Raw genomic sequence first — 24,372 nt, forward strand, 5'->3', positions numbered from 1 at the left:
TTGATGGGGAAGTATCGTTTTGAGACAGATGAGCATGTGATGTTCCGCAAGTCCCTTCGAAAGTACTTAGAAAAAGAAGCGGTTCCACAATATGAACAGTGGGAAGAAGACCGCATGATTCCTAAAACTTTTTGGAGAAAGCTTGGAGAAATGGGGTATTTATGTCCTCAAGTTGAAGAAGCCTACGGGGGTCTAGAAACTGACTTCCGCTACGCAGTAATTATTGGCGAAGAACTGGAACGCGTAGGAGCAAGCTTAACTGGGGTTGGCTTGCACAATGATATAGTAGTTCCTTACTTCGAAGCGTATGGCACGGACGAACAAAAATCACGCTGGTTACCTGGGTGTGTAACTGGCGACCATATTACAGCCATTGCCATGACAGAGCCAGGAGCTGGATCTGATTTAGCGGCGATTCAAACTACTGCTGTAAAAGATGGAAATCATTATGTTGTTAATGGTTCAAAAACGTTTATTACTAATGGCATAAATGCAGATTTAATATTAGTTGTGGTGAAAACTGATACAAAAATCGAACCGAAGCATCGCGGCATTAGCCTATTGGTCGTTGAAGAAGGCATGCCAGGATTTACACGTGGCCGCAAACTGAACAAACTGGGGATGCACGCTCAAGATACGGCAGAATTGTACTTTGAAGATTGCAGAGTGCCGGTGAAAAATCTTCTTGGTGAAGAAGGAAAGGGTTTTACGTATTTGATGGAAAAACTTCAGCAAGAGCGATTAATGGTGGCAATTTCCGCTCAAACAGCTTCTGGAGATATGGTCGAAATGACACTGGATTATGTGAAATCCCGCAAAGCATTTGGCAAACCTATCGCATCGTTTCAAAACACTCAATTCAAACTAGTGGAAATGACCACCGAAGTCGAGCTTGGCCATTCGTTCTTGGAATCGTTAATTGAAGATCATTTAGCAGGAAAAGAAATTGTCTCTAAAGTATCAATGGCTAAATATTGGTTAACCGAGACAGCGAAGAAAATTTCCGGAGAATGCCTGCAGTTACACGGTGGCTACGGTTATATGGAAGAATATAAAATTGCCCGACGTTACCGCGATATTCCAGTCGCGTCAATCTACGCAGGAAGCAATGAAATCATGAAGGTGATCGTCGCGAAGAAAATGGGGTTATAAGTGCGAATTACTTATACCAGGGTTTAGGAAGAAGCGAGGAACATGATGAACTTATTGATTGAACAAGACATTGTGGAAGTTATTTCAAAAGATAAGTGGATGATGGATGTAATTCGACAAACGGCGAAACTTGATTTACCTGATTGGTGGATTTGTGCGGGTTTTATCAGAGCAAAAGTATGGGATGAGTTGCATGAATTTTCCAGAAAAACCATACTACCAGATGTGGATGTTATTTATTTTGACTCGAATCATCTAGACGAACAAAATGAAAAATTATTCGAAATTAAATTAAATCAGGTAGACGCTACAATCCCTTGGTCCGTTAAAAATCAAGCAAGGATGCACACTTTGAATCAGGTAGCACCCTATACGTCATCTATAGATGGAATGTCAAAATTTCCAGAGACCGCCACTGCAATTGGAATCACTTTGGATGAAAAAGGGAAACTTCGGTTATGTGCCCCTTATGGAGTTGAAGATTTAATCGCGATGAAAATTCGTCCAACTCCTTTTTTTGAAGAATCACAAATTTATCATGACAGGATCAAACAAAAAAAGTGGTCAACGACATGGGCAAAAGTAACAGTTGGGTAAGCGACAGAGGTTTTTCTGTCGCTTTTGATTTTTTCTGTTACAACAAAAGAAAGTTTCAAAGAGTCATAAATTGCTGACACTTTAAGACAACGTATTGCAAGGAGATTTACAGCATATCATGATATACTTTCCAAAAACAACGAGGAGGGGCCTTTTATGCCGATCAATATGCCTGCCAGCTTGACGAAAGACTTAGCGCTGACAGTATACAATGATGGGTTTGCTCTAGTTCAAGAAATCCGCTCAATTCCTCCACTTTCAGACGATCACGTCGTTTATTATTTAGACGTTCCACAACTGATTGAAACGAATTCAGTGCAGGTGAAAGGTTTAAAAGTCACGGAGCTTACCTATGAATACGACCTGGCGGATCGATTAAAGTTGCTAGAAAAGTATGTTGGACATGAAATCAGGCTCGTCAATAAGAAAACGGGCGAAGAAAAAGCCTATCTTTTGTTAAGTGCGCAAAATGGGCTGGTTCTCGCAGACATGCAGACACAGGAAATCGTTCTCGACGCAGAAGGTGAGATTCGATTGCCAGATGGCTCGGAAGAAGTAACGTTTAAACCCACACTAGTGTGGCGCGTCAAGGAGCAGACTGCTGAAGACACGCGTGTGACGTATTTAACGCGTGGACTTAGTTGGGATGCAGATTATGTGGCACAAGTCAGAGAAAATGATTTCGATTTGACTGGGTGGGTCTCGTTAACCAACAACTCAGGCATACCGTATCAAGAAGCGAAAGTGAAATTAATGGCGGGTACAGTAAATCGTGCATCAAGTCGCATGCAAAAAACGACGCTATACGAGCAAAATTCAATGGCACCCGAACGACAAGCTTTTGCCGATTATTATTTATATACGCTGCCTGAAAAACTGACACTGAAGAATCGTCAGCAAAAACAAGTTCAACTCTTTTCTGCCTATCAAATCAAATTCCATACGGTCTATGAAGTGGATGCCTATAGCGACCATCCAACGGTGTACTTTACTTTCCGAAACGATGTGGCAAACGGGTTGGGTTTCCCACTTCCTAAAGGAAGATTCAAATTGTACAAAGAAAATCCGAAAGATGGGTCTTCTGAATTTATCGGGGAAGATTTCATTCCACATACAGCAGTGGGTGAATTGGTCCGCATTAAATCAGGTGAAGCGTTTGATATCACGGTGGAAAGTGAAGTCATTACGGAATACAAGAAAGACGGCTATGAATTTGAGGAAGTCGAATACTTGATCCGCAATCAAAAAGATCAGCCGATTGAGCTGATTATCAACCACGGCACAAGTTACGGTATATTTGATGTGGTTGAATCAACGCACCCCTGGAAACGGAAAGATGACGATATACAAATCTTTGTCCCTGTACCAGCAAAATCTGAAGTGAAAGTGGCATTTACCATTCGGTATGACCGAAAGCATGATGTAAAGGTGAATTAAAAACATGAAAAGAATCAGCATAGGCACTTTAATCCTTACAATTTATACACTACTTGTTTATTATTTTGGCTTTAACACGTACCAGTGGCTTCAAACATGGAACTTACCTATTCACCCAGTATTGTTTGGCTTTTTGTGGTTCCTACTGGCATTTGGTTACATCATCGGAAAGTTCAGTCATGGATTGAAATATTTCAGTATGATTGGATCTTATTGGTTTATCGTGATGCAGTACGGTGTGATTTTGTTCCCAATAACTTCAATTATTTATTTGCTTTGGCCATCTCAGCAAACCATATTTATTGTAGGAAATGTGGTGGCCATTGCCTTCTTACTTATTTTTATAGCAGGAACATACATGGCGTTTTCTCCAGTTGTTCGCCATAAAACGATTCATATCAACAAGGATTCTGGTTCCCATCGCGACTTAAAGTTGGTACTAGCTTCTGATTTCCACTTAGGCCTTCTTTCAAACAAAAAGCATTTGCAACGGTTTGTGAATTTGGCCAATAAAGAGAAGCCTGATGTGGTGTTACTTGCAGGGGATTTGGTGGATGATGATCCGATTTGGTTTGTGAGTGATGGGATGTCTTCAGTCATGAGGCAATTGAAAACGACTCACGGCGTTTATGGGGTTGTTGGCAATCATGAGTATTATGGACGGAAAATCCCGCTATTGGTAGATGAAATGAGAGAAGCGGGCGTTCAGATGTTGTTAGATGAAACCATTTGCATTGAAAATGCGTTCTATGTAACGGGTAGGGAAGATGCCACGAATGGCAAGCGAAAGTCTTTGGCTAATTTGAAGCCAGAGAAGAGTGAACTACCTTGGTTCGTAATGGATCATACACCTTTTGATTTAAAGACACCAAGCGAGCTAGGTGTAGATGTGCATGTTTCAGGGCATACGCACCGCGGCCAAATGTGGCCAAATCACTTGTTTACACGTCGTTTATTCGAGCTTGATTACGGGTATAAACTTAAGAGTTTGATGCACGCTTTTGTGTCATCGGGTTTTGGATTTTGGGGGCCACCGCTTCGATTAGGCTCTCGTTCAGAGCTTTGGTCGATTACTGTCACGTTTTCGACGCAATAAACTGGGAAAAGTTGCGTAAGATTGTTACGATAGAACATAGAGAAAATTTTTTGGTTGGAGGCTGGACATGGAAAACTGGATTACCGATATAATGAGCCAGTACGGATACTTAGGTATATTCTTGCTTATTATGCTTGAAAATATTTTCCCACCTATTCCGTCAGAAGTGATTTTGACGTTTGGTGGAGCTATGACGGCAAAAACAGATATGACCGTAATGGGTGTTATTTTGATTTCGACTGCAGGTTCTGTCGCAGGGGCTGTGATTCTTTATGGAATCGGTCGAATGTTGGATGTAAAACGCTTGGAGAAAATCGTGGATCGTTATGGACGTGTTTTACGTTTAACGAGAAAAGACATTTACAAAGCAGATAGCTGGTTTGATAAATATGGCATTTGGACGGTATTATTTTGCCGCTTGATTCCATTGATTCGTAGCTTAATTTCGATTCCTGCCGGAATGGCGAATATGAAGTTTGGATTATTTTTGTTATTTACAACATTAGGAACACTTATTTGGAATACGATTTTAGTAACAGTTGGAGCGGCTGTAGGCGATAACTGGGAATCAATCGTAGGCGTTATGGACGTGTATTCTAATATTGTGTACTTATTGATTGTCATTGCTGGACTTGCCGTGATTTGGTGGTATTTACAATTCCGAAAAAAAAGAGCATAAGGAGATATTATGGAACTATTTGATTTACTGAAAGCGTTAATACTAGGGTTTGTGGAAGGGATGACGGAGTTCGCTCCTGTTTCTTCTACTGGGCATTTAATTATTGTTGATGATATGTGGTTAAAAACTTCTGAGTTTCTTGGGAAATCTTCAGCCAACTCGTTTAAAATTTTTATTCAGCTTGGATCGATTCTTGCAGTTATCGTGGTTTTTTGGAAGCGATTATTTAGTCTTGTTGGACTTTATAAAATTAAAGACGTAACGCCAGGATCCCAGTTGAAACTATCACATGTTATCGTGGGTTTAATTCCAGCGGGTGTGCTAGGTTTATTGTTTGAAGATTTTATCGATGAGAATTTATTCTCTGTTAAAACGGTATTAATTGGCTTAGTTATCGGAGCCTTCTTAATGCTTGCAGCCGATAAATTTGGACCGAAAGTACCGAAAACGCAAACGTTGGATCAAATTACATATAAGCAAGCTTTCACTGTAGGGCTTGTACAATGTTTCTCGTTATGGCCAGGTTTTTCTCGTTCAGGGGCGACCATTTCGGGTGGTGTATTGTTCGGCATGAGTCATCGTACGGCTGCAGATTTTACGTTTATTATGGCCGTGCCAATTATGTTCGGAGCTAGTTTCTTGTCATTATTAAAGAACTGGGGAGACATTAGGCCTGATGATCTATCGTTTTATGTAGTTGGTTTCATAAGTGCTTTTGTTTTCGCACTCATTTCTATTAAGTTCTTCTTGAAGTTAGTTGAACATTTGAAGTTAACGCCATTTGCGATTTATCGTTTGGTATTAGCTGCTGTGCTAGCGGTTATAATTTATTTCTAAGTGATTCGAAGGCGGTCTCAAATTGAGGCCGCTTTTTGTGTGGGAAAAATGTAGTTTTCTATGTTTCGCGAATAGAATAGGGCAAATCGCGGATAGTCGACAAAGAACCGCTCATAGTCGACAAGAAAGCGATCATAGACGACAAAAATCCGCGTGTAGTCGACACAAAACCGCTCATAGAAATGGCAAATCAAAGAAAACGCTCATAGACGACAAAGAACCGCTCATAGTCGACAAGAATCCGCGCGTAGTCGACACAAAACCACTCATAGAAGTGGCAAATCAAAGAAAACGCTCACAGACGACAAAGAACCGCTCATAGTCGACACGAAAGCGATCATAGACGACAAGAATCCTCGCGTAGTTGACACAAAAACGGTCATAGAAAAGGCAAATCAAAGAAACCGCGGATAGACGACAAAGAACCGCTCATAGTCGACACAAAACCGCTCATAGAAGTAAATGTGGTAGCAGGAAGGTAGCTTTTCACTGTCGAATAGGATGATAAAGAAGGTGAGTAAGTGGATATACAATCATATGTGAATGATATTACGACGGTCTTTGTGGATGAATTACATGATGATTTGGTTGGTGTTTATTTACATGGTTCCTTAGCAATGGGGTGTTTTAATCCAGTGACAAGTGATGTTGATATGTTGGTTATTTGTTCAACAGAAATGACTAACGATACGAAAAAAATCATCATTAAAAGGTTGTTGAGTTTAACACAAGGAAATCGGAATCAATTGGAAATGAGTATCGTGTTAGAGAGGAATGTAAAAGATTTTGTTTATCCTACACCCTTTGAGCTGCATTATTTTCATCCTAACTATTTAATAGATGAAAATTATGTTTGCGGTGGTGAAGGATTTTATGACCCGGATTTAGCTGGACATATGGTTGTAACGTATCATCGAGGTGTGACTTTAAGTGGTGGAGAGATAAAAAATGTTTTTACCCCGATAGCTCGGCGGTATTATATTGAATCGATTTTTAATGATATTGAGGACGCCCCAAAACTCATAATTAAAACCCCTGTCTATTTTACGCTTAACCTTTGTAGAGTTTTGTATTTCCTTAAAGAAGGAAAGGTTGCATCGAAAAAAGAAGGTGGAGAATGGGGAATAAGAAATCTACCTGAGGATTTTAAAACAATCGTGGAACAGTGTTTGGCTGTATATAACGGTTCAGCGAAAGATATTTACATAGGTAGTAATGAAATCGTCCACTATGCCACGTGGATGTTGAGCGAATGCAAACAATTGAGAAAAGAAGAAGTAAAAAATGCAAGAGACAATTAGTATTACTCACTCTATAGCCATGCAGTTGTTTAATGAAACATGGGATTTAATCGAGAAAAAAGATCGTACCGGAGATGAAGTTTCACAAATGCTTGAGAAGGCATACGCGTCACTTTATCATTGGCGCCAAGTTGGTACAAGACTCAATTTAGCTAGAGGATATTGGCAAGTCTCTCGTGTGCATGCCATTCTCGGTCAAGGGGATGCAGCTTACTTTTACGGCATTACAGGCGTTGAACTATGTGAAGCTGAAGGATTTGGAGATTTTGATTTAGTTTTCGCTTATGAATTAGTGGCTCGTGCAGAAAAATGCCGAGGAAACACGGAGTCTATGGACACTTGGATCGAACGAGGACAAACAGCAGCGGAAAAGATCTCAAAAGAACAAGACAAAAAATATTTTTCAAGTGAATTAGTGAGTGTTGATAAGGGTTAAGGGAATTCAAAGGCTATTCGTCTATTGAATGAGAAAACACAATATGTTAGATTTATATTTGAATAAAACACAATATATTAGATTTATATTTGAATAAAACACAATATATAGTATGTAAACGAGAAAATGGTACCAGCAATGGTTTAATAGGGAATTCGGTGAAATACCGAAGCTGTCCCCGCAACTGTAAGTGCGAACGACTGTACAAAGTCCACTGTGTAACGACACGGGAAGGCGTATGGAAGGCTGATGCACGAGCCAGGAGACCTGCCATTTTTTCTTAAGCATCACTTTCTTCGGGGGTTGAGGAGTGGAAGCGAGCTATCAGTAGCGGGCGGTATTTCATTTTTCTCGCTAACCACTTTAACTCCTTTCCATTCTAATATCATGAGCGATGGCTCAGCCGAAAAGGCTGATTCATCGTTTTTTTGTGTTTATAAAATTGGGCTTTAGGAAGGGGAAAATACCATATGCAAAAGGTATTATCAAAAAAAGAAAATAACATTGATCAGTTATATACATTGTTTACAAGAGAGCAGTTAGCACCATTATTGCGTGCACAGGACAAGTGGATGAAGAAAAATCCTGATGCCACGGGTGCGCAGTGGTCACAAGCAATGGTGTTAGAATCTCTCAGCCATTTGGACGAGGAGGAGCCATTTTGGACATTCGTAGCAGCACGTATTTATTTAGTACAAGTTTACAGCGAAATGGCCATTTTACGAAGCTGTTCAGTTGATGAAGTTTATGCAGATTTCTATAAACATCTCACTCGTTTAACAGACAAAGGGCTATATGATGCTCGACTTCTTCAAGCTTATACAAAAGAAGAAATCACAACATTAGGTGAAATACTTGAACCAGAGCGTGACTCGCTTTTTACATATATCGGCTTAAAAACGTTAATGGACCGCTACGTGGCAAGAGATTTTGATAAAATGTCAGCTGAGCTTCCTCAAGAACGCTGGCTCATCATCGCCATGACATTAATGCAAAATGAATCAATGAATCGCTTAGAAAAAGTGAAAGAAGCATATTGGGCGATGAGTCATTTATATATGACGGTGGCAACACCAACACTTTCTAATGCAGGCAAGCCGCATGGTCAGTTATCAAGCTGTTTTATTGATACGGTAGATGATAGTTTGCAAGGAATTTATGACTCCAACACGGATGTTGCGACATTATCAAAATATGGCGGTGGTATTGGTATTTACATGGGGAAAGTGCGTAGTCGTGGTTCCTCAATTCGTGGATTTAAAGGTGCTTCAAGTGGTGTCATGCCTTGGATTAAACAATTGAACAATACAGCTGTTAGCGTGGATCAACTCGGTCAGAGACAAGGAGCGATTGCCGTTTATTTAGATGTTTGGCACAAGGATATTTTACCGTTCTTGGATTTGAAATTAAATAACGGGGATGAGAGAATGCGTGCTCATGATATTTTTACAGGTGTAAGCTTGCCAGATATTTTTATGGAGAAAGTACAAGCTCGAGAGGAATGGACCCTATTTGATCCACATGAAGTCCGCACCGTGATGGGTTATTCTCTCGAAGATTCCTACGATGAAAAGCGGGGGAAGGGATCGTTCCGTGATAAATATCAAGCTTGTGTTGATGACAATCGTTTATCTAGAGAAGTTGTCCCGGCAATCGATATCATGAAACGAATCATGCGCAGTCAACTTGAAACGGGTGTACCGTTTATGTTTTACCGTGACGAAGTGAATCGAATGAATACAAATAAACATGAAGGCATGATTTATAGCAGTAACTTATGTACAGAAATTTTTCAAAACATGAGTGCTACGGAATTTGAATCGATTACGATTGAAGATGATGTCATTGTGACACGTCGTAAACCTGGTGATTTTGTCGTCTGTAATTTGTCTTCAATCAACTTAGGGAAAGCAGTGCCAGCTGGCGTCTTAAAGCGTCTGATCGCCGTGCAAGTTCGCATGCTCGACAATGTCATTGATTTGAATATGATTCCTGTCCCGCAAGCTGAACGGACAAACGCGAGATACCGGGGAATCGGTCTTGGCACATTTGGTTGGCATCACTTATTAGCATTAAAATCTATCCGCTGGGAATCAGATGAAGCCGTAGAGTTTGCGGATGAATTATACGAAGAAATAGCGTATTTAACCATCGAAGCATCGATGAATTTATCAAGGGAAAAAGGACCGTATCCATTATTTAAGGGTTCAGGTTTCCAAAATGGTGAGTACTTCGAATCTCGGGCTTACATATCAAAAAAATGGCGTGAACTTCGCTTTGAAGTAGCGATGAATGGGATGCGAAATGGCTACTTAATGGCCGTTGCACCGAATTCATCTACTTCGATTTTAGCAGGAAGCACCGCTAGTATTGACCCTATTTTCCAAAAGAGTTATTCAGAAGAAAAGAAAGACTATAAAATTCCAGTAACCGTGCCGGATTTAAATCAAGATACTACTTGGTTCTACAAATCAGCGTATTTCATCGATCAACACTGGACGTTAAAACAGAACGCTGCTCGTCAACGTCATATTGACCAAGGGGTATCGTTGAATTTATATGTCCAAAATACAATCAAAGCGAAAGAATTGCTTGATTTACATTTAGATGCGTGGGCAAGGGGATTGAAGACAACATACTACGTACGTTCAACATCGATTGAATTAATGGAATGTGAATCTTGCTCAAGCTAAGGGGGAACCATGTATGACGACAATCGAAAAACGAAAACTTATGGATAAAGATGCACCGAATCGATCAACAGGTATCGTCAATGGTACTTCTTCAAATATTTTAAACTGGGATGATGTCCGATTTAGTTGGGCATATCCAAAATACAAAAGAATGCTCGGCAACTTTTGGACACCATTTGAAATCAATATGGGTTCAGACGTAAAACAATTCAGTTCCTTAAATGAACCGGAACGACAAGCATTCTTAAAAATTATCGGCTTATTGGCATTGCTCGACAGTATTCAAACTGACTTTGCTGGAAAAGTGGCAGATTATCTCACTGATTCTAGTTTGAATGCACTGATGATTATTTTGGCACAACAAGAAGTTATTCATAATCATTCGTACTCATATGTACTATCGAGCTTAGTGTCAAAGGATGAACAAGACCGTGTGTTTGATTATTGGCGTACGGAAACCGTTCTTGAAAAGCGAAATGAATTTATCATGAAAGGGTATGAAGAATTTTCCGATAATCCGAATGTGGATTCGTTATTAAAAGCGATTGTCTATGATGTCATTTTGGAAGGGTTATTTTTCTATTCAGGTTTTGCATTCTTTTATCATCTGGCTCGTCATCAAAAGATGGTCGGCACAAGCACGATGATTAACTACATCAACCGAGATGAACAAATTCATGTGGATTTATTCGTGAAAATTTATCAAGAATTGTTACGGGAATATCCTGAGTACGATACGCCAGAAAGAGCACGTGATGTGGAAGCGATTTTCAAAGAAGCAGCGCTGCTCGAGACTGAATGGGCACGTGAAGTCATTGGAGATCGAATCGACGGTCTGGATGTTGAAGATGTGGAAGAATATATTTACTTTTACGCAAATGTTCGCTGTGCCCAACTCGGCTATGAACGTCCATTTCCTGAATATCGTAAGAATCCATTAAAATGGATCAAAGCCTATGAAGAAGTAGACTTAGGTAAAACCGATTTCTTCGAACAAAAGTCGCGGCAATACGTCAAAGTAAATGTCCAAGATAACGGGTTTGATGACTTATGATGATCGATAGGAGTATCTTCTAAAGCGAGATAATGAGAGTGTTAAATGAGTTTGAGCGATAAATTTCATTCTCCATAAAAGTAGGAATAAATAAAAGGTTTTAATAGATTAATGGCGAACCTTATAAACGATATCTATTTTTTATTAAGGGGATGTAAGCAAATGAAACCAGTTACTCCATATTTATCGTTTTACGGGAATGGCAAAGAAGCTGCGGCATTTTATGAAACCACTTTCGGGTTAAAAAACAATGGAATAATGAAGTATAGTGATAGCGATGGAGGTTTTCCTTATCCACCAGAAGCTGCAGACTACATTATGCATTGTTGCTTATCTGATGAAAACTTCAATATCATGCTTGCAGATTCACCTACTCCAGGCGAATCTGGTGCAACAAATGTCGCATTGATGATTGAATGTGAAAGCGAAGAAGAAGTGAATCGCCTATACAATGCTTTGTTAGAAGGCGGTAAGGCTGTTATGGAGCTTCAAGACACGTTCTGGGGAGCAAAATACGCAAAAGTTTGCGATAAGTTTGGCTATACATGGGATTTGAATTTTGAAAAAGGTAAAGTTGAATAAATTTGTGTGAATAAGATTAATGGGGCTGCCGATGGAACTGGCAGCCTTTTTTGTTGGGTGAAATTGGGTGAATGGGAATAACCCATCCGCGAACGGGAATAAATCTCTATCGAACGGGAATAAACCATTCGCGAACGGGAATAAATCTCCATCGAACGGGAATAAAAAAGCGGAGCGTATAAATACACTCTGCTTTTGTCAATCATTCACTTATTCTTCGTCATTTACAATAACATTACGTCCTTTAAGTTTCATAAGTAGTGGAACTACTAGCCAAGCAACCGCTGCGATGATAAAGGCTAGAGACAAAGGTTTGGTCACGAAAATCGAGAAATCTCCATTTGAAATCGTCAATGCACGACGCATATTATTTTCAATCATTGGCCCTAATACAAGTGCCAATACAAGAGGTGCAAGAGGGTAGTCGTTTTTCGCTAACAAATAACCAAGAACACCACATGCAAGTAACAAGTATAAATCGAAAGTTGTATATTGGACGGCATATACGCCGAAAAAGGAAATCGCAACAATAATCGGCAAAAGATATTTTTTCGGCGTTTGAATAATTTTCGCAAACACTTTGACGAGTGGCATGTTCAAAACAAGCAACATCAAGTTTCCGATAAACATACTTGCAATAAGTCCCCAAGCAACCTCTGGATGATCCTCAAATAACAAAGGACCTGGCTGGATGTTGTACATGATAAGGGCGCCCATCAAGATGGCAGTTGTTCCTGAGCCGGGAATACCGAGGGTCAACAATGGAATCATAGCACCACCAGATGCAGCGTTATTTGCTGATTCAGGTCCAGCTACTCCTGCAATTACACCAGTACCGAATTTCTCTGGATGTTTGCTAAACTTTTTCTCAGTCATGTAAGAGAAGAATGATGCTAGGGTTGCACCCGCACCCGGTAGAACTCCAATAAAGAACCCTAACAATGAACCGCGAACGATTGGTACCGCACTATCTTTTAAATCTTTTTTAGTTGGTAAAATACGATTGATTTTTGCAATGGCACCATCTTCTTTATCTCGTTCAAGAATCGTTTTAAAGACTTCACCAAGAGCGAATAACCCAACGGCAATTGTTAAAAATTCGAGACCTGAATAAAGAATAGGTAAGTCGTATGTAAAACGAGCAATTCCTGAAACTGCATCAATTCCGATGGTTGCTAAAAGTAAACCAAATATCGTCATGATTAATGCTTTAGTCATCGATTTTCCAGCTAATCCACTGACCGCACACAGACCGAGAAGCATCAATGAAAAGTACTCTGCTGGACCAAACTTAAGGGCAATTTTTGATAAGGGTTCTGCTAACAATACCAATCCAATTAAGGAAATGATACCTGCTGCAAATGAACCGATAGCAGCAATGGAAAGTGCAGCACCGGCACGGCCTTGTTTGGCCATTTGATACCCATCTAAAGTAGTAACAACGGAAGAAGATTCTCCAGGAGTATTTAACAGAATAGACGTTGTTGAACCTCCATACATGGCTCCGTAATAAACTCCTGCCAGCAAAATAATAGAACTAGCGGCTGCGGCTTCAGTTGGCATTCCAGAAGTTAAAGTAGCGGTAACAGGAATGAGAAGGGCAACCCCACTCATTGGTCCTATACCTGGTAAAACTCCCACGGCTGTTCCGATCAAAACACCAACAAATGCAAACATGATATTTTGCCACTGAAATGCTACAGCAAAACCATTAAATAGAAAATCTAAAGTACTCATACCAAAACTCCTTCCACTTTAAAACTCTGGGAATCCTGGCAATGATCCGCCAAGAAACTCTGCAAAAAAGTAATATACACCAAATGAAAAAGCACCAGCGATGAGAAGTGAACTAATCCATTTCCCACGCTCCATCGTTTGAAATGCAATAAGTAAAAATATAAAGGTCGAAATGACATATCCAAGCGGTTCTAAAACAGCTGCATATACAGCGGCACTTATGAAAATGATTAAGAATTTAACATATTGAACGGACTCTTTTTTTCCTTCAGCACGTTCATATTTCATTGTTTCAAAAAGTAAACGTAGGCTTAATAAAATAAGGATGATTCCTAGTACTGTTGGGAAGATATCCGGTCCTACTGAAGAACCGTACGCACTTTTTGATATCGAACGACTTTCAATGACAAATAAAAGACCAATCAGTAAAAAGGCGATACCTGTGAAACGATCGAACGTTTTACTCATTATCTTTCACACCTCCTTTAGAAAAAGGCGACCGCTACTGCCGTCGCCTTTATTCTTTATTTTTGCATTTCTAATGCAGTTAATAATTCAACAATTACTTTGTCTTGATCTTCTAAATAAGTAGTAAAGTCTGCGGCATTACGATATTCACTTTGCCAACCATTTCTTTCAAGTTCTGATTTCCATTCATCTGTTTTAACTAACTCGTCTAACTTCGAAGTCCAGTAATCATAAGCATCATCAGACATGTCTTTTGGTCCGAACAAACCGCGCCAAATTGTGAATTCTGTATCTATGCCTTCCTCTTTGAAAGTAGGCACATCACTTAGTTCACCTTCTAAGCGTTCTGCAGAACTAACTGCCAGTACTCTTACATCACCTGATTTTACGTACTCGGTAATTGTAGAGGCATCTGTTGCAATAACATCAGCATTTTTCCCGAGAAGTGCAGCAACTGCTTCACCGCCACCATCATAAGAAACGTATTTTACTGATTTAGGATCAATTCCATATTTATAAGCTGGAAGAATTCCAACTAAATGATCCATTGAACCTGGAGCCGATCCACCAGCTAAAGTGATTTTACTTGGATCTGCTTTTATTGCATCTAAAACATCTGTTAACGTTTTGAATTCTGAATCTGCTGGTACAACAATTGCGCCATAATCACGAGTTAATTGTGCTAGTGGTTTTGTATCTTTATATCCATATGCACTGTTACCTTCAGCTTTGTTGTTATTAATTAAAATAGGAGGTGATTTGACCATTAATACATAATCATTTTTCACTTCTTTAGTAGCAAATTCAGCCATGTAAACGACTCCTCCGCCACCAGGTTTATTTTCAACAGTAATCGGTTCTTCCACTAACTTTGTAGCATTCATAGTTTTGGCAATAGAACGAGCTGTTAAATCCCATCCGCCACCAGCCCCAGAAGGTGCCACAATTGTAATCGGTTTTTCAGGATACTTTGATGAAACGCTTGCATCTCCTTCGCTTGAGCACGCTGCTAAACTTAAAGCCAATGAACCTGCTAAAATTACCGTTGATAATTTTTTCCACATAAACGATATCCCCTTTGATTGAATTAGAAAAAGACAGCGCTTTCAATACGCTGTCTTCAATTTATCAGAACTTTTATTCAATTCAATGTTTTGGGTCATAAGGGAGATAAAGGTCATTGTTGTCATTTTGTTCATAAAGTTCACAGGTTTTTTGGAAAGTACCTGCGTTCTGGACGACCGATTGTTCCATATATAAGTTCAGCTCTCGCTTTACTCTCTGAAACAAGAAATTCCAGATATCTTCTTGCGGTAGATCTACTAAGTCCACTAGCAATTCCGAGTTTTTCAGCTGTTATTCCTTGTGTTTGTTGCTTTAATTGAACAACCACTTTATCTATTGTAATAGGATCAATTCCTTTTGGTGTCAGAGGAATGTCAGTTAAATTGGGCGACTTAAATGAGTGCCACAACAATTGGATGGACTCTTCTTGTAATTTTCCAGTGCTTGCAAGTGTTTTTCTTTTTTCTTGGTATTCGTGCAAACTGTCTTGAAAACGATCAAACGTTAACGGTTTTAATATATAGTCGATGACGCCACCTCGGAATGCTTGTTTCACGACACTCACTTCCGCTGCTGCTGTGATAAAGATGATGTCTGTATCTGTACTTTCGGCCTGAATAAAAGTCATCAACTCAGTGCCCATCATATCTGGTAAATAAACATCAAGTAAGATAAGGTCGGGTTTCATTGCTGCAACCCAGTCCTTTGCCTCAGCTCCCGTATGTGCAGATCCAACGACTATAAATCCATCTATTTTGTCAATAAAACGACGGTGAATATCAGCAATTCTTGGATCATCTTCAATGATTAAGACTTCAATTAATTTACTCATACAGAAAACCCTCCTTTTGGAATGGAGATGACGAAAAGTGCGCCTTCTAAATCCCCATTTTCGATCGATACGACTCCATTTAAGTCTCTAATATTCTCTGAAACTTTCACTAAACCGTAGCCACGATCTTGTCCTTCTTTCGTGGAAATGCGCGACTTGAATATGTGTTCTTGTAAATCAGCACTAAGCCCGTCTCCTGAATCTTCAACTTCAATCAAGATTTCTTGTCCATTATCAAGGATAAATAACCGTACAACTCGATTTGATTCTGCTAAGTGTTCAACTGCTTCAAATGCATTGGTTACTAGATTTCCTATAATGGATACAAACAAGCTTTTTTCTAGATGTTTAGGCAGGCTAGTTAAATAACTATCTTCATCTAAAATAAATCGAACTTTTAATTCACGGGCACGATTAAATAAACCAATGACGAGACCACCTAGGTAGGGGTCTTGCAACCTTTTCGTAACAAACTGGATAAGTGATTGATGCTCTTGCTTTTCGTCATGAATGAGATGAAGCGCTTCATCTAGCGAGTTAAGTTGGATGAGCCCACTAATTGTATATAGAAAGTTTTGATATTCGTGTGTTTGTGCTCGGAGCGCTTCCGTATATTGTTTCACTTGAGAAAGTTCTGTTGTTAACTGATCAAAATCCGATTGCAAACGAAAACTAGATACAGCTCCAACGATTTCTGTCCCTATTAAAATCGGGATTCGATTGACAACTGCTTTTTTTCCTCGTATTTCCATTTGTCGGTCAAGTTGTTTTTCTCCATTTAAAAGAACTTGAGGGAGCAATGTATTAGGTAACACCTCTTCAATATGACGCCCGATGAGTGTGACATCCTCTGGTAGAGAAAGAGTTTCATATGCTGCTTTATTCATCATCGAAATATGTGCATCTTGATCGACCATAATAATTCCTTCACGAACAGATTCAATCAGTGTATTTCGTTCAGTGAATAGATGCGCAATTTCAACAGGCTCTAAATTAAATAATAMTTTTTTTATACTTCTCGCCAAAATGGTTGAACCGATAACGCCTAAGATGATAGCCAAGAGTACGATTGTAATAATTGAATCCACATATTCAAAAAAGGTATGGGAGATGTCGGCTTTTAAAAACCCAACTGATATGATGCCCACAATTTCACCTTGTTCATTTTTAACAGGAGTTTTTCCTCGTAAGGCAGGTCCAAGTGTCCCGGTTGCTTCAGAAATATAAGATTCTCCATACATTAACGCGCGTTCATTGTCGTCACCAACCATTTTTTGACCAATACGTTCAGCAACTGGATGTGCATAGCGAATTCCTTCAACGTTGCCAATGACCACATATTGAGCTCCAGTTAGTTTACGGATCGTTTTAGCAATGGGCTGCAAAACAGCGGCTGGGTTTTCATTTTCAAATCCAGCAACCACATCTGGTCGATTTGCCGTAGTCATTGCAATATTTAAAGCGCGATTGCCAATCTGCTGTTCGATACTCTGGGACATCGTGTAATAGAATGAAGCCCCTATGAGAAGAGAAATAGCGGTGACAAATAAAGCGCCATAGACAAAAATTTTGAATTGTAAAGATCGATTCTTCAAGCTATCACTCTTTTCGCATAATTAGTGCTATTATGACGAGTCGTGGGTGAATTGGCAACATAAGGTTTTGAGAAGAAGCGAGGGATAGATGGATTAGGGCAGGTAAGGTACCATATATAGCTGAAAAAATTCTTTGTGAGTTAGTGACAATAGTCAGAATACTATTTATACTAAGTTAAGTTTTAGAAAAGGAGAGATTAATATGAAAAGAATAACACTGACGTCATCAATAAAATTGGGGGACATGTTGGCATAAAATGTGAACTCCGATTTGATTTCATCTAAAATCAATTAACGGAGGAAAATAAAAGTGGCAATACAAAAGTTTTATTATACCGTGACAAGTTCACGTGCGTTTTTCATTCAAATGGTGTTTACTTTGAACGCCATTTATTATGTTACACAAGCAGATTTAAATGCATTACAACTAGTACTAATCGGAACAATTATGGAAGTTTCGGTTCTCTTATTTGAAATGCCAACGGGTCTGTTTGCCGATCATTACGGTCGTAAGAAATCACTTGCTATAGGGACATTAGTGATTGGGTTGGCTCACATATTGGAAGGAAGTATGCCGGATTTTTGGGCGATTGCATTGGCTTCTGCGTTATGGGGAGTCGGCTGGACCTTTATTAGTGGGGCAGAGCAAGCATGGATTGCAGATGAATTAAATGGTGAAAACTTAGAGGAAACCTTTTTACGTGGTTCTCAATTTTCGTCATTCGCACGATTTGTCGCAATTTTAGCGAGTGTGTCAATTGCAGCCATTTGGTCGGTACAGTTTGCCATTTTAGTAGCAGGTATCATGCTCATTATCCTTTCATTATGGGCATTTATTCTGCCGGAAACGAAGTTTGTCAAAGTAACACGTGCAAAAGGGGTATCAGGTGTTACACATATGATGGAAATCATTAAAGTAGGCATGACGCAAATTCGTGGTAACACGATACTCGTCAGTATTGCGGTGGTGACATTATTATGGGGACTCGCGAGTGAGGGGTTTGACCGTTTATACGGTGCTCATTTCATTGCCGACTATGACTTGTCAGAAAGTGAATCCATTTATTGGTTCGGCACATTTTACGCTATAGCTTTTTTGCTTAATATTGTCGTACTAAGATTTGTGGAAAAATATGTGGAAGGTCGCTACGCGGATGTGCTGTTATTAACAAATGCCGTTTTAATAGGGACCATGATTGTCTTCGCATGGACTGGACATTTCTTCATAGCCATTGCAATGTACTGGGTGACAAGTGCACTCAGAAATGTAAACTATCCATTAATGAGTATTATTACAAACAAACGTCTGCAATCAAAAGGTCGGGCCACAACTCTTTCCATGTTCGGTCAACTTGATGCTTTTGGACAAATAGCAGGGGGGCCATTAGTCGGTTTACTTGCCTTGTACACATCTGTTGCAGGAGGCATCACAACTTCTGCGTTACTCATCTTGCCTGTCCTGTATTTCTTGTGGCGAATGAAAGGGAAAATGATCGTCTCATAATTTGACTAAGTGCCTGGTGCGAATGAGCATCGGGCACTTTTTTTGTAGTTACAGAGGTAGAGAAGAGTGGTTTTTGTGGAAGAATATGGGTGAAAGGGAATAAACCGCGTTTGAATGGGAATAACGGGTCCGTGAAAGGGAATAAATCGCGTTTGAACGGGAATAAAGGGTCCATGAAAAGGAATAAACACAAAATGAACGGGAATAAGCAAAAAAACAGTGCACCATACATGGCACACTGTCTTTCAATTTTATTTTCCACCTAATATATCAAATAATCCACCAGCTAAACTACCTTCACCTTTGGAGCCTCCACCTGGAATTTGCGGAGCTGCTGCGAAGACGCGGCTAGCAAGTCGGCTAAACGGCAACGATTGGATCCATACTGTTCCGGGTCCTCTTAGTGTAGCGAAGAACAATCCTTCTCCTCCGAATAATGCTGTTTTTACACCTTTAACCATTTCAATGCTGTAATCGACTTCTTGAGTCATCGCTACTAAACAACCTGTGTCTACGCGCAATACTTCACCTGGTTGTAGATGTTTTTTATGAATGGTACCTCCAGCATGAAGAAACGCAAGTCCATCACCTTCAAGTTTTTGCATGATAAATCCTTCGCCACCAAAGAATCCCGTTCCGAGTTTACGTTGGAATTCAATACCGACCGAAACACCTTTAGCGGCAGCAAGAAACGCATCTTTTTGACAGATGATTTTACCACCCATTTCGCTTAAATCCATCGGGATGATTTTGCCTGGATACGGTGAAGCGAAGTAGACATGTTTTTTTCCTGAACCGGTATTAGTGAAAGTGGTCATAAATAAACTTTCACCAGTAAGCATACGTTTACCTGCGCCCATTAATTTCCCCATTAAACCACTACTAGCAGAACCATTAGAGCCATCTCCGAATATGGTTTCCATCGCGATTCCGTCTTCCATCATCATTAAACTACCAGCTTCTGCAACAACTGTTTCTTTTGGATCAAGTTCCACTTCTACAAACTGCATGTCGTCTCCGTATAATTTGTAATCAATTTCGTGGTTATTCATATGTCTCATTCCTCCAAAAATTAAATTCTACTCATTCATACGCTTTCCACAGCAAAAAGTTTCATCCGAAACTTTAATAAAGAATATTCCGTTTTTTCTGAATTTGGAAAGGTTTAAAAGGTTTCATGTCGAATAAGTTATAGTGAAAACGTTTTCAAAACGAAAGGGGTAAGGTACATGCAATTGAATAATTACATCGGTGGAAAGTGGCAGGATGCGGAAGATGCTAAGTACGTTCCTGTAACGAACCCGGCAAATGGCGAAGAGTTAGCTCAAGTCCGATTATCAACAAAAGAAGACGTAAATCTAGCGGTAGCGGCTGCAAAGGAAGCGCAGAAGAAGTGGGCGCTTGTTCCTGCACCGAAGCGAGCAGATTATTTATATGAAATAGGCCGTATTATGAAAGAAAAGAAAGAGCATTTAGCGCAAGTACTGACGAAAGAAATGGGCAAAGTCATTGAAGAAGGACGCGGAGAAGTGCAAGAAGGAATAGATATGGCATTCTATATGGCTGGAGAAGGTCGCCGTTTATTTGGTGAAACAACGCCATCGGAACTTGCGGATAAGTTTGCGATGAGTGTTCGTGCCCCAATTGGCGTTGTCGGACTTATTACACCATGGAACTTCCCTGTAGCGATTGCAACATGGAAATCGTTCCCGGCAATAGTAGCAGGTAATACATTCTTATGGAAACCAGCAACAGAAACTCCGATGATGGCGTATGAAATGGCGAAAGTTTTTGAAGAAGCGGGAATTCCAGCAGGAGTGGCAAATATAGTTTTTGGATCAGGATCAGAAGTCGGTACAGCTATGATTGAACATCCAGATGTGAAAGTTATTTCATTTACAGGGTCAACAGAAACGGGTCGTTCAGTTGCAGAACGTGGCGGTCGTCATTTGAAAAAAGTGTCGCTTGAAATGGGCGGGAAAAATGCAGTAATTGTTATGGATGATGCAGATCTTGGATTAGCAGTAGAAGGGATTCTTTGGAGTGCCTTTGGAACTGCAGGTCAACGCTGTACTGCATGTAGTCGTGTCATCGTGCATAAAGATGTTAAAGAAGAACTTGAATCACTACTTCTAACTGCAATGGAACAATTAACTATCGGTGATGGTATGGATGAAACCGTGAAAATTGGACCAGTAATTAACAAAAAGGCCTTAGAAAAAATCCATAATTATGTACAAATCGGAAAAGAAGAAGGCGCTACATTACTTGTTGGCGGTGAAATTCTTGCTGAAGGTAATTTAGCTAACGGAAACTATTACGCTCCTACTTTGTTCACGAATGTAGAACGCGATAGCCGAATTGCACAGGAAGAAATTTTTGGTCCAGTTGTATCACTTATCGAAGTTTCGAGTTTAGACGAAGCGATTGAAGTGAATAACAGCGTAACTTTTGGATTATCAAGCAGTATTTTCTCTCGTGATGTCAACACCGTGTTTAAAGCGCAACGCGATTTAGATACAGGGATTGTGTATGTAAATGCAGGTACAACAGGAGCTGAAATTCATTTACCGTTTGGTGGAACAAAAGGGACGGGGAATGGCCACCGTGATTCAGGTGTTGCAGCTTTAGACGTGTATACAGAGTGGAAGAGTATTTATATTGATTTCAGTGGCAAGTTGCAACGAGCTCAAATTGATAACTAATAGCAGATAGACAAAGTTTTACAAAGGGGATGTAAATATGAAGGTTGTCGTATTAGGTGCGGGATTAATGGGCAAGGAAGCAGCACGAGATTTAGTCAAAAGCGAATACGTTGAAAAGGTATTTTTAGCTGACGTTCAAGTAGAACAAGTACAAGCTTTTAAAGATAAAATCCAATCCGAAAAAATTGAAGCAATCCGTTTAGATGCCAATAATGATGTGGAATTAAAAGCAGTAATGAGCAAAGGTGACGTCGTAATTAATGCCTTATTTTATTCGTTTAATGAAAAAGTTGCACGTGCTGCTGTTGAAGTAGGTGTTCATTCAATTGATTTAGGCGGTCACATTGGTGGAGCAACGGAGGCTGTTCTCGGTTTAGCTGATGAAGCAAAAGCGAAAGGAATTACACTCATCCCAGACCTAGGGGTAGCTCCAGGAATGATTAATATATTGTCAGGGTACGGTGCAAGTAAATTAGACGAAGTAAAATCGATAAAACTCTATGTCGGTGGAATTCCAGTAGTGCCAGAAGGTCCATTGAAATACAATATTGTCTTTTCTTTAGATGGTGTATTTGATCATTATACAGACACTTCACATGTAGTGCGAAATGGTGAATTACATGAAGTTCCTTCATTATCAGAAATTGAAGCGATTCATTTTGATGAATTTGGAGAGCTTGAAGCGTTCCATACTTCAGGTGGAACATCGACTTTAACAAAAACATTTCCAAACGTCGAAACACTCGAATACAAAACAATCCGTTATCCAGGACATGCAGAGAAATTTAAAGTATTAGTAGATCTTGGTCTAACAAATAAAGAAACAAAAGTAGTAGTTGATGGAAAATCGATTAGTACGCGTGAAGTGTTAAAAGCAGCTTTAACGCCTGGTTTATTGTTGGGTGACAAACAAGATGCCGTGTTGTTACGTGTCATTGTTTCTGGTGATAAAAATGGAGAAACGGTTACATATGAATACGAACTAGTCACCAAGAAAGATATGACTGATCAAGTAACGGCAATGGCTCGTGCAACAGCAAATACGATTTCAGTCGTTGCGCAAATGATTGGTAATGGAGAAATCACAAAACGCGGCGTTTACCCACCTGAACAAATTGTACCTGGTGATGCATATATTGCAGAAATGAAAAAACGAGGCGTCGAAATTCAAGAAACTATTAAACAATCAACTTCGGTTGGAAACGGATAACAGGGGGCACTCATCATGAACTTCGAATTTTCAGATGAACATCAACTACTTCGTAAGACAGTTCGACAATATGTGGATGACGAAATATTGCCCCATATAGCAGAATGGGACTCCACTGGTGGATTCGATCCCAAAGTGTGGAAACGATTAGCAGAGTTGGGGTTTATGGGAGTCTGCGTGCCTGAAGCATATGGCGGTAGCGGAATGGATTATAATTCCCTAGCTATTGTTTGCGAAGAGTTGGAACGCGGTGATACGGCGTTTCGAACAGCGGTATCTGTTCATATCGGCTTAAACTCCATGACGTTAATGCAATGGGGTACCGAAGAACAAAAGCAAAAATACTTGGTCCCTCAAGCGAAAGGTGAAAAAATCGGTGCTTTTGGATTAACAGAACCAGGCGCAGGTTCAGACGTTGCGGCAATGTCTACAACGGCAACTCGTGACGGTGACGATTACATTTTAAAAGGCCAAAAAACATGGATTTCTCTATGCGATAAAGCAGATAATTTTGTGGTCTTTGCATATACTGATAAATCAAAGAAACATCATGGCATTAGTGCGTTTATCGTTGAGCGGACGATGGAGGGCTTTAGTTCTAAAGCAATTAAAGGCAAATACGGTATTCGTGCAGGAAATACGGGAGAAATTTTCTTCGATGATGTCCGCATTCCTGTTGCAAACCGTATAGGAGAAGAAGGCGAAGGCTTTAAAATCGCAATGGCTGCATTAGATAACGGTCGATTTACAGTAGCTGCAGGTGCGGCAGGATTAATTATGGCTTGTATTGAATCCAGTGCAAAATATTGTAATGAACGCGAAACGTTTGGAAAACCAATCGGCAAGCATCAATTAGTTCAACAAATGGTAGCAAAAATGGAAGCGGGTCTTCAAATGAGTCGTCTTTTGGTCTACCGTGTTGGTGAGTTGAAAAACAAAGGCGTACGCAATACACGCGAAACGTCTTTAGCCAAGTGGCAGTCATGTGATTTTGCCAATCAAAGTGCAGATGACGCTGTACAGATCCACGGTGCCTATGGATATTCAGATGATTATCCAGTGGCAAGATACTTACGTAACTCAAAAGCACCAGTTATTTACGAAGGAACAAGAGAAATTCATACGATTATGCAAGCCGAGTATGTACTTGGCTACCGCGAGGATAAAAAATTATCGAAAATGTTGCCGAAATGGCCATTTGAAATTGATCGAGAAATGTGATAGAATATTCTAAAATCGATGAACGGAGGTGAGGAAAGAATGAAAAACGTTGTGACTGCACATGGATTTATATTGGAATTTTTATCTGTTTCATGTGCGATTACTCATGAAATTGCTGATAACGGGACGGGTCTGTCCATTTTTAGACAATTACATGAACATCACAGCTGA

22 protein-coding genes and 1 riboswitch are annotated in these 24,372 nt (G+C 39.8%); of the genes, 16 read left to right on the forward strand and 6 right to left on the reverse strand.

Annotated elements, in window-relative coordinates; translation table 11 throughout:
- Nucleotides 1–3: 3 nt before the first annotated feature.
- The 11 genes from AC1DOS_RS01505 (at nt 4) to AC1DOS_RS01555 (ending at nt 11,864) form a co-directional block, all read left to right on the forward strand.
- Nucleotides 4–1,152, forward strand: coding sequence for an acyl-CoA dehydrogenase family protein (locus AC1DOS_RS01505; protein WP_477536135.1), 1,149 nt, complete (start codon nt 4–6; stop codon nt 1,150–1,152).
- Between the two features lie 45 nt (nt 1,153–1,197).
- The gene (locus AC1DOS_RS01510; protein ID WP_477536170.1) at nt 1,198–1,749 is read left to right on the forward strand and encodes a nucleotidyltransferase family protein; all 552 of its coding nucleotides are present in this window, start codon (nt 1,198–1,200) and stop codon (nt 1,747–1,749) included.
- Between the two features lie 156 nt (nt 1,750–1,905).
- Nucleotides 1,906–3,186 carry a DUF4139 domain-containing protein gene (locus AC1DOS_RS01515; RefSeq protein ID WP_477536136.1) on the forward strand — a complete coding sequence of 427 codons (1,281 nt, stop codon included), beginning with the start codon at nt 1,906–1,908 and terminating at the stop codon, nt 3,184–3,186.
- A gap of 4 nt (nt 3,187–3,190) precedes the next feature.
- Nucleotides 3,191–4,282: a metallophosphoesterase gene (locus AC1DOS_RS01520; RefSeq protein WP_477536137.1), complete on the forward strand. Its 1,092-nt coding sequence runs from the start codon at nt 3,191–3,193 to the stop codon at nt 4,280–4,282.
- A gap of 67 nt (nt 4,283–4,349) precedes the next feature.
- Nucleotides 4,350–4,961: a DedA family protein gene (locus AC1DOS_RS01525; RefSeq protein ID WP_477536138.1), complete on the forward strand. Its 612-nt coding sequence runs from the start codon at nt 4,350–4,352 to the stop codon at nt 4,959–4,961.
- 9 nt (nt 4,962–4,970) lie between these two features.
- Nucleotides 4,971–5,798 carry an undecaprenyl-diphosphate phosphatase gene (locus tag AC1DOS_RS01530; protein ID WP_477536139.1) on the forward strand — a complete coding sequence of 276 codons (828 nt, stop codon included), beginning with the start codon at nt 4,971–4,973 and terminating at the stop codon, nt 5,796–5,798.
- 521 nt (nt 5,799–6,319) lie between these two features.
- Entirely contained in the window at nt 6,320–7,099 is a 780-nt protein-coding gene (locus AC1DOS_RS01535) for an aminoglycoside adenylyltransferase domain-containing protein (protein WP_477536140.1), read from the forward strand.
- Complete coding sequence (locus AC1DOS_RS01540) at nt 7,083–7,535, forward strand: hypothetical protein (protein ID WP_477536141.1); 453 nt, start codon at nt 7,083–7,085, stop codon at nt 7,533–7,535. Before AC1DOS_RS01535 ends, AC1DOS_RS01540 begins: the two co-directional genes overlap by 17 nt.
- Before the next feature lie 110 nt (nt 7,536–7,645).
- A riboswitch (cobalamin riboswitch) is annotated at nt 7,646–7,824 on the forward strand.
- A 181-nt stretch (nt 7,825–8,005) separates the two neighbouring features.
- Nucleotides 8,006–10,228 (forward strand): ribonucleoside-diphosphate reductase subunit alpha, encoded by a 2,223-nt coding sequence (locus tag AC1DOS_RS01545; protein WP_477536142.1) that lies wholly within the window; start codon nt 8,006–8,008, stop codon nt 10,226–10,228.
- 13 nt (nt 10,229–10,241) lie between these two features.
- A complete protein-coding gene (locus AC1DOS_RS01550; protein ID WP_108585006.1) occupies nt 10,242–11,282 on the forward strand; it encodes a ribonucleotide-diphosphate reductase subunit beta in 1,041 nt (346 codons plus the stop codon).
- A gap of 162 nt (nt 11,283–11,444) precedes the next feature.
- Nucleotides 11,445–11,864: a VOC family protein gene (locus AC1DOS_RS01555; RefSeq protein ID WP_477536143.1), complete on the forward strand. Its 420-nt coding sequence runs from the start codon at nt 11,445–11,447 to the stop codon at nt 11,862–11,864.
- Nucleotides 11,865–12,074: 210 nt separating this feature from the next.
- Here the strand turns inward: AC1DOS_RS01555 and AC1DOS_RS01560 are convergent, their stop codons facing one another.
- The 5 genes from AC1DOS_RS01560 to AC1DOS_RS01580 form a co-directional block, all read right to left on the reverse strand.
- Nucleotides 12,075–13,601: a tripartite tricarboxylate transporter permease gene (locus AC1DOS_RS01560; RefSeq protein WP_477536144.1), complete on the reverse strand. Its 1,527-nt coding sequence runs from the start codon at nt 13,599–13,601 to the stop codon at nt 12,075–12,077.
- An 18-nt stretch (nt 13,602–13,619) separates the two neighbouring features.
- Nucleotides 13,620–14,069: a tripartite tricarboxylate transporter TctB family protein gene (locus tag AC1DOS_RS01565; RefSeq protein ID WP_477536145.1), complete on the reverse strand. Its 450-nt coding sequence runs from the start codon at nt 14,067–14,069 to the stop codon at nt 13,620–13,622.
- 56 nt (nt 14,070–14,125) lie between these two features.
- Entirely contained in the window at nt 14,126–15,133 is a 1,008-nt protein-coding gene (locus AC1DOS_RS01570) for a Bug family tripartite tricarboxylate transporter substrate binding protein (RefSeq protein WP_477536146.1), read from the reverse strand.
- Between the two features lie 140 nt (nt 15,134–15,273).
- Entirely contained in the window at nt 15,274–15,966 is a 693-nt protein-coding gene (locus AC1DOS_RS01575; RefSeq protein WP_477536147.1) for a response regulator, read from the reverse strand.
- Nucleotides 15,963–17,561 carry an ATP-binding protein gene (locus AC1DOS_RS01580; protein WP_477536148.1) on the reverse strand — a complete coding sequence of 533 codons (1,599 nt, stop codon included), beginning with the start codon at nt 17,559–17,561 and terminating at the stop codon, nt 15,963–15,965. The genes AC1DOS_RS01575 and AC1DOS_RS01580 overlap by 4 nt, the downstream gene beginning before the upstream one ends.
- A 310-nt stretch (nt 17,562–17,871) precedes the next feature.
- Between AC1DOS_RS01580 and AC1DOS_RS01585 the strand changes: the two genes are divergently transcribed.
- Nucleotides 17,872–19,065: an MFS transporter gene (locus tag AC1DOS_RS01585; protein WP_477536149.1), complete on the forward strand. Its 1,194-nt coding sequence runs from the start codon at nt 17,872–17,874 to the stop codon at nt 19,063–19,065.
- Nucleotides 19,066–19,316: 251 nt separating this feature from the next.
- On the opposite strand, the gene AC1DOS_RS01590 is transcribed toward AC1DOS_RS01585, so the two are convergent.
- On the reverse strand, nt 19,317–20,117 hold the full coding sequence (locus tag AC1DOS_RS01590) for a TIGR00266 family protein (RefSeq protein ID WP_108585014.1): 801 nt from the start codon (nt 20,115–20,117) through the stop codon (nt 19,317–19,319).
- Between the two features lie 177 nt (nt 20,118–20,294).
- Between AC1DOS_RS01590 and AC1DOS_RS01595 the strand changes: the two genes are divergently transcribed.
- Genes AC1DOS_RS01595 through AC1DOS_RS01610 form a run of 4 tightly spaced genes read left to right on the forward strand, consistent with a single transcriptional unit; the run spans nt 20,295 to nt 24,372 of the window.
- Nucleotides 20,295–21,770 (forward strand): aldehyde dehydrogenase family protein, encoded by a 1,476-nt coding sequence (locus AC1DOS_RS01595; RefSeq protein ID WP_477536150.1) that lies wholly within the window; start codon nt 20,295–20,297, stop codon nt 21,768–21,770.
- Between the two features lie 37 nt (nt 21,771–21,807).
- Nucleotides 21,808–22,980 (forward strand): saccharopine dehydrogenase family protein, encoded by a 1,173-nt coding sequence (locus tag AC1DOS_RS01600; RefSeq protein WP_477536151.1) that lies wholly within the window; start codon nt 21,808–21,810, stop codon nt 22,978–22,980.
- 15 nt (nt 22,981–22,995) lie between these two features.
- The gene (locus AC1DOS_RS01605; protein ID WP_477536152.1) at nt 22,996–24,201 is read left to right on the forward strand and encodes an acyl-CoA dehydrogenase family protein; all 1,206 of its coding nucleotides are present in this window, start codon (nt 22,996–22,998) and stop codon (nt 24,199–24,201) included.
- A gap of 39 nt (nt 24,202–24,240) precedes the next feature.
- On the forward strand, nt 24,241–24,372 hold the full coding sequence (locus tag AC1DOS_RS01610) for an RAxF-45 family protein (protein WP_255421021.1): 132 nt from the start codon (nt 24,241–24,243) through the stop codon (nt 24,370–24,372).

Source organism: Paenisporosarcina sp. P5_A11 (assembly GCF_056400705.1).